The 13,961-nt window shown below is 68.1% G+C and carries 12 protein-coding genes; 8 read left to right on the forward strand and 4 right to left on the reverse strand.

Features of this window, described 5'->3' with window-relative positions:
• Positions 1-71: 71 nt before the first annotated feature.
• From PGN27_RS13800 to PGN27_RS13810, 3 genes are all read left to right on the forward strand, one after another.
• The gene (locus PGN27_RS13800; RefSeq protein WP_335326614.1) at positions 72-1,832 is read left to right on the forward strand and encodes an ABC transporter substrate-binding protein/permease; all 1,761 of its coding nucleotides are present in this window, start codon (positions 72-74) and stop codon (positions 1,830-1,832) included.
• A complete protein-coding gene (locus PGN27_RS13805) occupies positions 1,832-2,575 on the forward strand; it encodes an amino acid ABC transporter ATP-binding protein (RefSeq protein ID WP_335326615.1) in 744 nt (247 codons plus the stop codon). The genes PGN27_RS13800 and PGN27_RS13805 overlap by 1 nt, the downstream gene beginning before the upstream one ends.
• A gap of 62 nt (positions 2,576-2,637) precedes the next feature.
• The gene (locus PGN27_RS13810) at positions 2,638-3,102 is read left to right on the forward strand and encodes a MarR family winged helix-turn-helix transcriptional regulator (protein WP_335326616.1); all 465 of its coding nucleotides are present in this window, start codon (positions 2,638-2,640) and stop codon (positions 3,100-3,102) included.
• Between the two features lies 1 nt (position 3,103).
• On the opposite strand, the gene ggh is transcribed toward PGN27_RS13810, so the two are convergent.
• Positions 3,104-4,444: a glucosylglycerate hydrolase gene (gene ggh, locus PGN27_RS13815; protein WP_335326617.1), complete on the reverse strand. Its 1,341-nt coding sequence runs from the start codon at positions 4,442-4,444 to the stop codon at positions 3,104-3,106.
• A gap of 56 nt (positions 4,445-4,500) precedes the next feature.
• Here ggh and PGN27_RS13820 point away from each other — a divergent pair, with 56 nt between their 5' ends.
• Entirely contained in the window at positions 4,501-5,169 is a 669-nt protein-coding gene (locus PGN27_RS13820) for an SDR family oxidoreductase (RefSeq protein WP_335326618.1), read from the forward strand.
• A 52-nt stretch (positions 5,170-5,221) separates the two neighbouring features.
• On the opposite strand, the gene fdhA is transcribed toward PGN27_RS13820, so the two are convergent.
• Together fdhA and leuS are read right to left on the reverse strand one after the other, a co-directional pair.
• Positions 5,222-6,436: a formaldehyde dehydrogenase, glutathione-independent gene (gene fdhA / locus PGN27_RS13825; protein WP_335326619.1), complete on the reverse strand. Its 1,215-nt coding sequence runs from the start codon at positions 6,434-6,436 to the stop codon at positions 5,222-5,224.
• Positions 6,437-6,620: 184 nt separating this feature from the next.
• A complete protein-coding gene (gene leuS, locus PGN27_RS13830) occupies positions 6,621-9,467 on the reverse strand; it encodes a leucine--tRNA ligase (protein ID WP_335326620.1) in 2,847 nt (948 codons plus the stop codon).
• 199 nt (positions 9,468-9,666) lie between these two features.
• Here leuS and PGN27_RS13835 point away from each other — a divergent pair, with 199 nt between their 5' ends.
• Positions 9,667-10,665 carry an LpqN/LpqT family lipoprotein gene (locus PGN27_RS13835; RefSeq protein WP_335326621.1) on the forward strand — a complete coding sequence of 333 codons (999 nt, stop codon included), beginning with the start codon at positions 9,667-9,669 and terminating at the stop codon, positions 10,663-10,665.
• Positions 10,666-10,698: 33 nt separating this feature from the next.
• Entirely contained in the window at positions 10,699-11,055 is a 357-nt protein-coding gene (locus PGN27_RS13840; RefSeq protein WP_335326622.1) for a hypothetical protein, read from the forward strand.
• A gap of 11 nt (positions 11,056-11,066) precedes the next feature.
• On the opposite strand, the gene PGN27_RS13845 is transcribed toward PGN27_RS13840, so the two are convergent.
• On the reverse strand, positions 11,067-11,672 hold the full coding sequence (locus tag PGN27_RS13845; RefSeq protein WP_335326623.1) for a YqgE/AlgH family protein: 606 nt from the start codon (positions 11,670-11,672) through the stop codon (positions 11,067-11,069).
• 104 nt (positions 11,673-11,776) lie between these two features.
• Here PGN27_RS13845 and PGN27_RS13850 point away from each other — a divergent pair, with 104 nt between their 5' ends.
• Together PGN27_RS13850 and PGN27_RS13855 are read left to right on the forward strand one after the other, a co-directional pair.
• A complete protein-coding gene (locus tag PGN27_RS13850; protein ID WP_335326624.1) occupies positions 11,777-13,063 on the forward strand; it encodes an MFS transporter in 1,287 nt (428 codons plus the stop codon).
• A gap of 9 nt (positions 13,064-13,072) precedes the next feature.
• Positions 13,073-13,849 (forward strand): TIGR03084 family metal-binding protein, encoded by a 777-nt coding sequence (locus PGN27_RS13855; RefSeq protein WP_335326625.1) that lies wholly within the window; start codon positions 13,073-13,075, stop codon positions 13,847-13,849.
• Positions 13,850-13,961 lie beyond the last annotated feature (112 nt).

Consider the following 13,961-nt stretch of genomic DNA (forward strand, 5'->3'; position numbering starts at 1 on the left):
GTCGCTTCGATTGCTGTCGGAATGAGTTGAAGACTTCGCCCACGCGGGCGCAGCGGCTACGTTGGGCACCCATGACCTCGATGCTCCGCCGGACCGGGCACCTGGTGCTCGCGCTGGTGCTCGCGTTTCTGGTGTGCGCGGTCGGGATGGCCGCTCCGGCGGGCGCCGACCAATGCGCGCCACCGGGTGTCGACAGTGCCAGCGCACTGCCGACCAACCTGGCCGCTGCCGCGCAGGGGCCAGGCGCCGATAAATACACCACCGCCGGTGTCGAACCGCTCGATCGCATCGACGTCAATGCACTGGGGCTCGGCACACCGGGAGTGTTGACGGTCGGCACGCTCTCCGACGCGCCGCCCAGCATCTGTATCGACGCGACCGGACAGTTCACCGGCTTCGACAACGAGGTGTTGCGCGCCGTCGCCGAGAAGTTGGGCCTGCGGGTGAACTTCGTCGGAACCGACTTCTCGGGGCTGTTGGCACAAGTGGCTTCCGGCCGCTTCGACGTGGGCTCGTCATCGATCACCACCACCGACGCCCGACGCAAGACCGTCGGATTCACCAATGGCTACGACTTCGGCTATTTCTCCCTCGTCGTGCCGGCCGGCTCATCGATCACCAGCTTCTCCCAGCTCGGGCCCGGGCAGCGCATCGGCGTGGTCCAGGGCACCGTGCAAGAGGCCTACGTCGTCGACACCCTCGGCCTGGACCCGGTGAAGTTCCCCGACTACAACACGGTGTACGGCAGCCTCAAGACCCGCCAGATCGACGCCTGGGTGGCGCCCTCTCAGCAGGCTGTCGGTACCGTGCAGCCCGGTGATCCCGCGACGATCATCGAGAACACGTTCAGTCTGGACAATTTCGTGGCGTACGCGGTCGCCAAGGAGAACCAGCCGCTGATCGACGCCCTCAACGCGGGGCTCGACGCCGTCATCGCCGACGGAACCTGGGCACGGCTGTACACCGACTGGGTGCCACGCGCCCTGCCGCCGGGATGGAAACCCGGATCCAAGGCAGCCCCCGAACCGCAACTGCCCGACTTCGCACAGATCGCCGCCGAGCGGGCACCGGCCGAACCCGTCACGCCGACGGCGCGGAAATCCGTTCTCGGACAACTGGCCGACACCTTCCTCGACTGGGATCTGTATCGCCAGGCCATCCCCGATCTGTTCAAGACCGGCCTGCCGAACACCCTGCTGCTCACCGCGGGCGCGGCCGTGATCGGGGTCGTGCTCGGGCTCTTGCTGGCCGTGGCAGGCATCTCCCGGTCGCGCCTGCTGCGCTGGCCCGCCCGGGTGTACACCGACATCTTCCGCGGACTGCCCGAGGTGGTGATCATCCTGATCATCGGTCTCGGTATCGGGCCCATCGTCGGGGAACTGACGGGCAACAACCCCTATCCCCTCGGTATCGCCGCCCTCGGGCTGATGTCGGCGGCCTATGTCGGCGAAATCTTCCGCTCGGGAATCCAGAGCGTCGAGACCGGACAGATGGAAGCCTCACGGGCACTGGGTTTCAGCTATTCGGAGTCCATGAAGCTGGTGATCATCCCGCAAGGCATCCGACGGGTGCTGCCTGCCCTGGTCAACCAGTTCATCTCTCTGTTGAAGGCTTCCTCGCTGGTGTACTTCCTCGGCCTGGTCGCCAACCAGCGCGAGCTCTTCCAGGTGGGTCGAGACCTGAACGCGCAGACCGGCAATCTCTCACCGCTGGTGGCGGCCGGGCTGTTCTATCTTGCGCTGACGATTCCGCTGACCCACCTGGTCAACGTGATCGACGCCCGGTTGCGTACCGGTAAGCAGCCCGCCCCCGTCCAACAGGAGATGATCTGATGGCAAGCCCGCAGCTACAGGCAGTATCGCTGGCCGCCAACGATATTCACCTGTCCTTCGGCCCGAACCAGGTGCTGCGCGGTATCGAGCTCGCGGTGCCGGCAGGGACCACCACCGCGGTCATCGGCCCCTCTGGATCAGGGAAGTCGACATTGCTGCGCACCCTGAACCGGCTCTACGAGCCGGACCGCGGCGACATCCTGCTCGACGGCAGATCGGTGCTCGCCGACAATCCCGACAAGCTCCGCCAGCGCATCGGCATGGTCTTCCAACAGTTCAATCTGTTCCCGCACCGCACCGTGGTCGAGAACGTGGCGATGGCACCGCGCCGGCTCAAGGGGATCTCCGCCGAGGAGGCCCGCGAGCTCGCACTGACCCAGCTGGATCGGGTCGGGTTGCGGCACAAGGCCGATGTCCGTCCCGCCACGCTGTCCGGTGGCCAGCAGCAGCGGGTCGCCATCGCCCGCGCGCTGGCGATGTCACCCCAGGTGATGTTCTTCGACGAGGCGACCTCGGCACTGGATCCCGAACTGGTGAAGGGAATCCTGGAGCTGATCGCCGATCTGGGTTCCACGGGCATGACCATGGTCGTGGTCACCCACGAGATGGGTTTCGCCCGTTCGGCTGCCGACGCCGTGGTGTTCATGGACGAAGGCAAAGTCGTCGAGTCCGGGCCACCCGAGCAGATCTTCGAAAGCGCCGAAACCGAGCGGTTGCGCCGGTTCCTGGACCAGGTGTTGTGACCCACGACCGAATCTCGCGCATTACCGCCCGTCCGAGACGGACAGGTTAGACTTGCGAAATTATGGTCGAGACCGAACCGCAGACCGAGGAACTGGCCGGGGAGCTCCAGCGTGTGCTCTCCAAGCTGTTCTCCGTGCTGCGCCGTGGCGATAATCGCGGTGCGGGGAACGCCCCCGGTGCCGATCTGACCCTCGCCCAGCTCTCGATCTTGTTGACGCTGCTGGATTGTGGGCCGATCCGGATGACGGAACTGGCCGCCCACGAACGGGTTCGTACGCCCACCACCACCGTGGCCATCCGACGACTGGAGAAGCTCGGTCTGGTCAAGCGTTCGCGTGATCCGTCGGATCTGCGGGCCGTGCTCGTCGAGGTGACCCCGCGCGGATTGGTGCAGCACCGCGAGGCGCTCGAGGCGCGGCGCGCGTTCCTCGCCGGCCTGCTCGAAGGGCTCAGTGCCGAGGACAAGGCAACGCTGACAGCGGCGTTGGGTTCACTGGACCGCCTGGCCGACCAGTCCCCGACCTGAGTCAGCCCAGCCAGTCCAGCACTGCGGCGGCGGTCCAGGACTGCTGCATGCTGCCCAGCGGCTCACCGGTGAACGGCTCGTAATACTCGGCGAAGGTGCCGTCGCTGGCCTGGCGCAGTCCCTCCTGACGTAGCGTCAGCGCGCGCTCTGCCCAACCGCGGCGGGCGAAACACCACGAGAACAACCACGTCGTCACCGGCCAGACGGGTCCGCGCCAATATTCGCGGGCCCGGAAGTCCCGGGAAACCGGTGAGGTAGACGGGATCAGCGAGTATCGCAGGTCCGGGTGGCTGCTGAATCGGGGACCGTCCAGTAGTCGCAGCAACGCACGCTCCTTGTCGTGCGCAAGCCCACCGCACAGCAGCGGAGCGAACTGCGCAATCGTCTCGGTGGCCACCCAGGAGCCGGCACGGACATCGAAATCCCTTGCTGCACCGGTTCTTCCGTCGGTGGTTTCGACGACACCGGCGCGGAATCGGTCGGCCCAGGAATAGAGGTCGCGGATATCGGCCGGCGAACGCCGATGATCCTCGCCGATCTCGGCCAGCACCCGGCAGGCCACCGAGAAGATCGCCGAGACGAACACGTCCTCCACGGCGAAGCTCATCGTCTTGGCCAGCAGGTCGTCGTCGTAGCGGACGGCCTTCATCTCCTCAAGCAGCCACAGGTAGCGGTCGTACTCGGTATCGGACGGACGCTGGCTTGCGTCGGTGTTGATCTTGTTGTCCTCACGCTGATACTCGGGCACGTCCCCGGGAATCACGTTGGCGTAGGAACTGTCCCAGCGCGGTGAGTTGTCCATTCCGGACTCCCACCCGTGATAGAGGGTGATCCGGCCACGCTGATCCGGGTCGCGCGCCTCGGCCAGCCACCGGTGCCACCGGACCAGATCGCTCCATCGCCGGTCCAGGAAGGACTCGGCCACCGCGCGGGTGGACCTGCCGCGCGCCTTGGCACGGTCGAGGATGCGCTGCACCGCGATGGCGTGCACCGGCGGCTGGGTGATCCCGGAGGTGTGCCGGGTCCGCGGGGCATGGACGGCCAGCGCCGAGGTCGCCCAGCGCGCCGGACCGGGGAAGTACCCGTCGACGCCGTTGGCGAACACGATGTGCGGGATCATCCCGTTGCCCCATTGGGCCGAGAGCAGGGTGTCCAGTTCGACGACGGCGCGCTCGACGCTCAGCGGCGCCAGTCCGATGGCCACGAAGGCGGCGTCCCAGCTCCACATGTGCGGGTAGAGCAGGGGGGCGGCGGTGGTCATCACGCCGAGGTCGTTTCCGCGCAGCAGATAGGCCGCTCGCGCGGCGAGCTGGGTGGGAGCGAAGCTTGGGTCCGGTGGCATCGCATCAATAATGCGACGCCGCGGCCCAGCGTGCAGTGTCGGTACAGTTTTCTCCTGTGCCCACAGCCCTGATCACCGGTGCGGGTGGCGGAATCGGATCGGCCATCGCCGATGCTCTCGCCCCGACCCACACCCTGCTGCTCGCCGGCCGACCGTCGGCGCGGCTCGATGCCGTCGCCGAGCGACTCGGGGCTCCCACCTGGCCTGTGGACCTGACGGTTCAGGAGTCCATCGAATCCGCCGCCGAGGTCCTCGCCGAGCTCGACGTGCTGGTGCACAACGCAGGCGTGCTCTATCCGGGCCCGGTGGCCGAGTCCACCGCCGAGCAGTGGCGGGCGAGCTTCGAGGTCAACGTCACCGGTGCGGTCGCGCTGACCCTGGCCCTGCTACCGGCGCTGCGGGCCGCGGGCGGGCATGTGGTGTTCATCAACTCCGGTGCCGGACAGAAGGTCTCGGCCAATATGGCGTCCTATTCGGCGAGCAAGTTCGCACTCCGTGCGTTCGCCGACTCGTTGCGGACCGACGAACCCACGCTGCGGGTCACCTCGGTGTTCCCGGGGCGCACCGATTCGGAGATGCAGCGCGACCTGGTCGCCTACGAGGGCAAGACCTACGATCCGGCCGCCTTCCTGAAGCCCGCCACGGTGGGTCTGTTGGTCGCCCAGGCGGTCAACGCGCCAAGGGACGGACACATCCACGAAGTCACGGTGCGTCCGAACCCGTGATTTCGGCGCGCTCGCGCTCGGTGAGCGAGCGTGAGCGCGCCGAAATCGCACGCTAGGCCGGCACCATCCCGTGCGGATCGAGCACGAACTTCTGCGCGACACCCGAATCGAACGCGGCATAGCCGTCGGGCGCGTCCTCCAGGCCGATCACCGTCGCATTCACCGCATCGGCGATATGTGCCTTGTCGTGCAGGATGCTCATCATCAGGCCGCGGTTGTACTTCAGAACCGGGCACTGGCCGGTGTAGAAACTGTGGCTCTTGGCCCAACCGAGGCCGAGCCGGACCTTCAACGTGCCGTGCTTGGCGTCCTCATCGGTGCCGCCTGGGTCACCGGTGACGTACAGACCGGGAATGCCCAGCGATCCGCCGGCCCTGGTCACATTCATGATCGAGTTCAGCACCGCGGCGGGCTGCTCACCGGCATCATGGCCGTGCCCGCTCGCCTCGAAGCCCACCGCATCCACCGCGCAGTCGACCTCGTCGGTGTGCAGGATCTCGGCGATCTGCTCCTCGAGGGTGGCATCGGCGCTGATGTCGACGGTCTCACAGCCGAACGACCGGGCCTGGGCCAGTCGGTCCGCGTTGAGGTCACCGACGATCACCACCGCCGCCCCCAGCAGATGCGCCGAGTACGCGGCGGCCAGCCCGACCGGGCCCGCGCCCGCGACGTAGACCGTCGATCCGGTGGTGACACCGGCGGTCTTGGCGCCGTGATATCCGGTCGGGAAGATGTCCGAGAGCATGGTCAGATCGCGGATCTTGGCAAGCGCGGCATCACGATCCGGGAACTTCAGCAGGTTGAAGTCCGCGAAGGGCACCATCACGTAATCGGCCTGGCCACCGAGCCAGCCGCCCATGTCGACGTATCCGTATGCCGATCCGGCCCGTGCCGGGTTGACGTTCAGACAGATGCCGGTCTGTCCCTCGCGGCAGTTCCGGCAACGCCCGCATGCGATGTTGAACGGCACCGAGCAGATATCCCCGACTTCGAGAAACTGTACGTCGGAACCCTTCTCGACGACCTCGCCGGTGATCTCATGGCCGAGGGTCTGGCCGACGGGCGCAGTGGTGCGGCCGCGGACCATGTGCTGATCGGAGCCGCAGATGTTGGTCGATACACACTTCAGGATGACCGCGTGGTCGGCCTTGCGGCTCATTCCCATCGCGCTCGCGACCTCGGCGGGTACCTCGAGTTTGGGATAGGGCAGGGTCTCGACGGCGACCTGGCCGGGCCCCTTGTAGACGACGATCCGGTTGTCCGACATTGCGCGCTCCAAACCGGGCCGCCATATACGGTAAAACGTTCTCACAGACGGGATCTCCGCCGCCACGCTGCGGCCCTGTGACCAGTATCCGTACGCCGGTATGCACAAAGCGCCATATGTGCCGACCGCCGCCGGAAACTAGACCAACGGTGGGGATGGAACCCCACCGTTGGTCGGGGATCGCTCAGACGACCAGGTTGACCAGCTTGCCGGGAACCACGATCACCTTCTTGGGTGTGGCGCCGTCGAGGAAGGCCAGCACCTTCTCGTCGGCGCGCGCGGCCGCCTCCAGGGCTGCCCTGTCCGCATCGGCGGCGACGGTGATCTTGCCGCGCACCTTGCCGTTGACCTGGACCGGCAATTCGATGGTGTCATCGACCAGATAGCGCTCGTCGGCGATGGGGAAGGGCCCGTGCGCCAGCGATCCGTCGTGACCCAGCCGCCGCCACAGTTCCTCGGCCAGGTGCGGGGCCAACGGCGCGACCATCAGGACCAGCGGCTCTATTGCCGCCCGCGCCGTCACCGCGGCCTTGGTGATGTGGTTGGTGTACTCGATCAGCTTGGCCGCCGCCGTGTTGTTGCGCAGCGCCGCATAGTCTTCGGCGACACCCGCGATGGCCTTGTTCAGCGCGCGCAGCGTCTCGTCACCGACCTGCTCGTCGGTGACCCGCACCGCGCCGGTCGACTCGTCGATGACGGCCCGCCACACCCGCTGCAGGAACCGATGCGCCCCGACGACATCCTTGGTCGCCCAGGGACGCGAGGCCTCCAGCGGTCCCATCGACATCTCGTAGACGCGCAAGGTGTCGGCGCCGTACTCGTCGCAGATCTCGTCCGGGGACACCGAGTTCTTCAGCGATTTGCCGATCTTGCCGAACTCCTGGTTGACCTCGATCTCGCCCTCGGGAGCCGGGTAGAAGAACCTGCCATCGCGCTCGACGACCTCGGCCGCGGGTACATAGGAACCCCGGGCATCGGTATAGGCGAACGCCTGGATGTAGCCCTGATTGACCAGGCGGCGGTACGGCTCGGAAGAGCTGACATGGCCGAGATCGAAGAGCACCTTGTGCCAGAACCGGGAGTACAGCAGGTGCAGCACCGCATGCTCGACACCGCCGACGTACAGGTCCACACCGCCGGGATCCTGCGGACCGTGGATCTCCGGCCGCGGTCCCATCCAATAGGCCTCGTTCTCCTTGGCGCAGAACGCTTCCGAGTTATGCGGATCGGCATAGCGCAGCTCGTACCACGAGCTGCCCGCCCACTGCGGCATGACGTTGGTGTCCCTGGTGTAGGCCTGCAATCCGTCGCCCAGATCGAGGTCCACGTGCACCCACTCGGTGGCCTTACCCAGCGGCGGCGAGGGCTCGCTGTCGGCATCGTCGGGATCGAACATCACCGGCGCGTAGTCCTGGATGTCCGGAAGCTCCACCGGCAGAGCCGATTCCGGGAGCGGGTGGGCCCGGCCGTCGGCGTCGTAGACGATGGGGAACGGCTCACCCCAGTACCGCTGCCGCGCGAAGAGCCAGTCCCGCAGCTTGTACTCGACCCGGGCGCGCCCGGTGCCCTCGGCTTCCAGTCTGGCGATGATCGCCTCCTTGGCCGCCGCGACCGTCAACCCGTCCAGCTCGCCGGAGTTCACCATCACACCGTCGCCGCTGTAGGCCGCCTGGGTGACGTCGCCGCCGGCCACAACCTCGATGATGGGCAGCCCGAACGCACCTGCGAACTCCCAGTCGCGCTGGTCACCGGAGGGCACCGCCATGATGGCGCCGGTGCCGTAGCCGGCCAGCACGTAGTCGGCGATGAACACCGGAACCTGAGCCCCGTTCACCGGATTGGTGGCATAGGCCCCGGTGAAGACGCCGGTCTTGGATTTGTTCTCCTGCCGCTCCAGGTCGGACTTGGCCGCGATATCGGAGCGGTAGGCCGCGATCGCCTCGGCCGGGGTCGCGCCGCCGTAGGTCCACCGGTCGTCGGTGCCGTCGGGCCAGGCGGCGGCGGTCAACGCGTCGACGAGCTCGTGCTCGGGGGCCAGCACCAGGTAGGTCGCGCCGTAGAGGGTATCGGGCCGGGTGGTGAACACCTCGATGGCGCCGGCGGCCGTGCCGAATCGGACCTGGGCGCCGACGGAGCGGCCGATCCAGTTGCGCTGCATGGCCTTGACCTTGTCGGGCCAGTCCAACACGTCCAGGTCGTCGAGCAGCCGGTCGGAATAAGCGGTGATGCGCATCATCCACTGCCGCAACCGCTTCCGGAACACCGGGAAGTTGCCGCGGTCGCTTCGGCCGTCGGAGGTGACCTCCTCGTTGGCCAGCACCGTGCCCAGGCCCGGGCACCAGTTGACCACCGAGTCGGCGCGGTACACCAGCCGGTAGCCGTCGACGATATCGGCGCGCTCGGCTTTGGCCAGGTCGGCCCAGGCGCGACCGTCGGGCAGCGCACGGGTGCCGTCGGCGAACTCCTCGATCAACTCCTCGATGCGGCGCGCACGCTTGAGCTCGGGGTCGAACCAGGCGTTGTAGATCTGCAGAAAGATCCACTGCGTCCACTTGTAGAAGTCGACATCGGTGGTGGAGAAGCTGCGCCGCGAATCGTGGCCCAGCCCGAGGCGGCCCAGCTGCCTGCGGAAGTTGACGATGTTGGCCTCGGTGCGGGTGCGCGGATGCGTACCGGTCTGCACGGCATACTGTTCGGCGGGCAGCCCGAAGGCGTCGAAACCCAAGGCGTGCAGGACATTCCGCCCGGTCATCCGGAAGTAGCGGGCGTAGACATCGGTGGCGATATAGCCCAGTGGGTGCCCGACGTGCAGGCCGTCCCCGGACGGATAGGGGAACATGTCCTGGACGAACATCTTGTCCGCCGGGACGGCCGAACCATCGGTGGGCGCCAGCGATCCCACCGGGTTGGGCACGTGGAAGGTGCCCAGGCGCTGCCAGCGCTGTTGCCAGGCCAGCTCGATATCACCGGCCAGCGCGGCGGAGTAGCGGTGCTGCGGTGCGTCGGCGGGGTCGACGGAGGGATCTGTCACGTCGAACAGGGTATAAGCGCCGCTCGCGCGCCCTTCGGCCACGGGTTGATAAAGGTTGCGTTGCAGGGTGGTCAGAACCCGGTTGCAGCTCGGTCCCGACGCTGTCGAATGCCCCGCCGGCATGGTTACAGTCGGCCCCTGACCCGCCGGAATCGAATTCCCGCCACGCACCGAACGACCCGGAAGGACCGACGTCAGGATGAACGAGCACGCGCGCCGCTGGCGGATTGTCATCGCCGGGACCGCCGCCGGCCTGGCCGGTGCGGTGAGCCTGGCCGCCACCCCCGCGAGCGCCGAGCCGCTGCCCCCTCATCCCGTGCCGCCGGCCCCGGTGACCGTCACCCAGACCGTCACGGTCGCGCCGCAAGCCGCTCCGTTGATCCCGGCCGCTGCCGCACCCGCCCAGCCGATCGCGGCGGGCAGCCCGGTCGCCCCGGCCGCCGTCCCCGCTGTTCCGGCAGCCCCCGGTGTGCCTGGTGCCGCCCCGCAGCTGGGCGCGGCGACCAGCACCGCGGCCACCCCGCGACCGGTCTCGGTGCCGTTGACGCCGAATCCGTCTGGCACCATCCGCGACTACCTGACCAGCCAGAATGTGACGCTGGAGCCCCAGACCCCCGCCGGGTTCACCGCGCTGAACATCGTGCTGCCCCGGCCCACCGGCTGGACCCAGGTGCCCGATCCCAACGTTCCGGACGCCTTCGCCGTCATCGCCGACCGGGTCGGCGGTGACGGGCTGTACAGCAACAACGCGCAGGTCGTTGTCTACAAGCTCGTCGGGAACTTCGACCAGCGCGAGGCGATCCGGCACGGATTCGTCGACAGCCAGCAGTTGACGGCGTGGCGGGCGACCGGCGGATCGATCGCCGAGGTCGCCGGTGTGCCGACGTCGATCATCGAGGGCACCTACCGCGAGAACAACATGACGCTGAACACCTCCCGGCGCCACATCATCGCGACCTCCGGTACCGACCGCTATCTGGTATCGCTGTCGGTCACCACCTCCGAATCGCAGTCCGTGGCCGCCGCGGATGCCACCGACGCGATCATCAACGGCTTCCGGGTCTCCGCACCCGCACCCGCGGCTCCTGCAGCTGCCGCGGCACCCGCCGCTGCGGCACCGGTGGTCCCCGCGCCCGCGGCGGTCGCGCCCGCCGCCATCCCGGTCAGCCTCGGGACCGGGCCGGTCGTCCCCAACTAACACCGAAGCGCGTCCGCCTCGTATCCTGAAGCCATGCTTGTTGCCGCGGTCCTCTGCCTGGTCGTGGCCGTCGCCACCGCCGGCGCGGCTGTGTGGTCCTTGAAGCAACCCTTCGCCGACGATCCCGTGCGTCAGGTGCTGCGTGCCGTGGCGCCGACACAGTTCGCCGCCGCCGCGATGCTCGCGGCTGGTGGTGCGGTGGCACTGGCCGCGCCGACCATGGCCACGCTGCTGCTGCCCGTGTGTGTCATCGGCGCCATCGGGACGGTCGCCGCCGGTTGCTGGCAGGGCGCCAAGGTGGTGGCTCGCAAGGAGGCCGCCCAGGCCGCTGCCCGCGATGCCGGTGGGGGCTGTGCCGGCTCGTGCGCCTCATGCACGCTCTCGTGCTGAGCGCCGTCAGGTCAGTTTCGGCTCAGGTCGATCGGATGGGTCGCGAGCATCGCCAGCGGTAGCGGTTGACGACGCAGCACCCGGGACCAGAGATCGACCCGCGGTTCGGCGAGCACATCCGAGGGCAATGCCGAAAGCACGATCCAGTCGTCGCGCTCGATCTCGCCCTCGAGCTGTCCGACGGTCCAGCCCGAGTACCCGGCGAAGATCCGCACCCCCTCGACCACCGCGGCGATGTCCTCGGGATCGGAGTCCAGATCGACCATGCAGACCCGGCCCTGGACATGGCGCAATCCGGGCACCCCGGTGATGTCGACGCCGACCCGGACGGTGGCCAGGCACAACGCGGAATCCCGCTTCACCGGGCCACCGACGAACATCGTCTTTGGCTTGATCGCCATCCCGGCCCACTGCGGCAGGACGTTGTAGACCGCGGTCTCGCTCGGCCGGTTGAGCACTACACCCAGCGTGCCGCCCTCGTTGTGTTCGACGATGTAGATGACGGTGCGGCGGAATGTCGGTTCCAGCAGGTCGGTTTCGGCCAGCAGCAGCGTCCCCGCCCGCACCCGCGGTGCCGTCGGCGTCGGGTAATCCTCCGGTTCGTCGGGATGCGCCATCGGTCAATCATGTCACCAGCACGGCGCCACGCTCACCGGCTCGCCGAGATATTTGTAGGGTGGATCGGGGTCATTACTCGCCGGCCCGGACAGGACCCGATCTGATGACTGACACCGGCTCTCCCGGGGGCACGTGGCACACGGTGCGCAGGCTGCCCGAATTCCGGCGGCTGCTCGAATTGCGGGCGGTCAGTCAGTTCGGGGACGGGTTGTTCCAGGCCGGATTGGCCGGCGCACTGCTGTTCAACCCGGAACGCGCCGCGCATCCGTGGGCCATCGCCGGGGCCTTCGCGGTGCTGTTCCTGCCGTACTCCGCACTCGGCCCGTTCGCCGGGGCTTTGTTGGACCGCTGGGACCGCCGCACCGTGCTCATCGGCGCCAATGCCGGACGGTTGCTGCTGATGCTCGCCGTCGGCGGGGCGCTGGCGGTCAGCTCGGGTGACCTGACGTTGCTGGCCGGTGCGCTGATCGTCAACGGGTTCACCCGGTTCGTCTCGTCCGGGCTTTCCGCGGCGCTACCGCACGTGGTGCCTCGCGATCACGTGTTGACCATGAACTCGGTGGCCACCGCGACCGGCGCGCTGGCGACTTTCCTCGGGGCGAACTTCATGCTGCTGCCACGCTGGCTGCTCGGGGCCGATGACGGCGGTGCCGCGGTGGTGATCTTCCTGGCCGCGATCCCGGTGGCGTTGTCCCTGGTGTTGTCGGTGCGGTTCGCCCCGCGCGCGCTGGGTCCGGATGACAGCGCTCGTGCCGTGCACGGGTCGGTGGCCTATGCGGTGTCCACCGGGTGGGTGCACGGCGCCCGGACGGTCGCCGCCGTGCCCACCGTCGCGGCGACCCTCAGCGGGCTGGCCGCGCATCGGATGGTGTTCGGGATCAACACCCTGCTGGTGTTGGTGATGGTGCGCCACAGCGGCGATCAGGAGGTCGCCGGTCTCGGCCTCGGCACCGCGGTGCTGTTCGTCGCCGCGACGGGTACCGGATCGTTCCTGGCCACCGTGCTGACGCCCGCCGCGGTCGGGCGGTGGGGTCGTTACCGCACCGCCAACGGCGCCCTGGTGCTTGCGATGCTCATCCAGCTGCTGGCAGCGTGGCTGTACATGCCGGTGATGATCGCCTGCGGGTTCGTCCTCGGCGCCGCCGGGCAGGTGGTGAAGTTGTGCGCGGACAGCGCGATGCAGATCGACGTCGACGATGCGTTGCGCGGGCACGTGTTCACGGTGCAGGACGCGTTGTTCTGGGTGACCTTCGTGGCCGCCATCGCGCTGGCCGCGGCCCTGATCCCGACCGACGGCCGATCGGTAACCTTGGTGCTCCTCGGTTCCGTGCTCTACCTGGTGGGTCTGGCCGCACACGCCCGGCTCGGCAGGCGGAGCCGACCGGTCTAGAGTTCAGCCATGGCTGATGCCGGGCCGGTGGTGGCCGATCTGCGCGCCGAGAGCGCCGAGCTCGACAGCATGGTTTCTGAGCTGTCGGACCAGCAATGGCGGACGGACACCCCCGCCCCCGGGTGGACCATCGCCCACCAGATCGCCCACCTGTGGTGGACCGACAAGGTGGCCCTACAGTCGGCGACCGACGAGGCCGCGTTCGGCACGGTTCTGGCCGAGGCAGGTAAGGACCCACTCGGCTTCGTCGACGCGGGCGCCGAGCGACTGGCGGCCACTCCCCCGGCGGAGCTGCTGGCCAACTGGCGAGCCGACCGCACGCGACTGCACGATGCACTGCTCGACATCCCCGACGGCCGAAAGCTGCCATGGTTCGGCCCGCCGATGAGCCCGACGTCCATGGCCACTGCTCGACTCATGGAGACCTGGGCCCACGGTCTCGATGTCGCCGATGCGCTGGGGATCCGCAGGCCCGGCACCGAACGACTGCGGTCGATCGCCCATATCGGTTATCGCACAAGAGATTTCGCTTTCACCGTGCACGGCCTTACCCCGCCTGCGGAAATGTTTCACGTGGAACTACGCGCTCCGGACGGGCAGCTGTGGTCCTGGGGACCGCAGGACGCCGCCCAGACCGTGACCGGCAGCGCCGAGGACTTCTGCATGCTGGTCACCCAACGCCGCGCGCCGGCCGACCTCGATATCGTGGCCACCGGCGCCGATGCCCAGAAGTGGCTGACCATCGCACAGGCCTTCGCCGGGCCGCCGGGCAAGGGCCGCGGGTGATCGTCCCGGCCGCCCGTCCCGAGTAGCATGGCTCCGGGCGCGCAGGACCGCCCGAAGTCCGCTCGAAGGGGCTCAGCCCTCCTGCCGTAGTCGTCGTTCAACGACCTCTTCT

Origin of the sequence: Mycolicibacterium neoaurum (genome assembly GCF_036946495.1) — a bacterium.
Taxonomy (GTDB): Bacteria; Actinomycetota; Actinomycetes; order Mycobacteriales; family Mycobacteriaceae; genus Mycobacterium; species Mycobacterium neoaurum_B.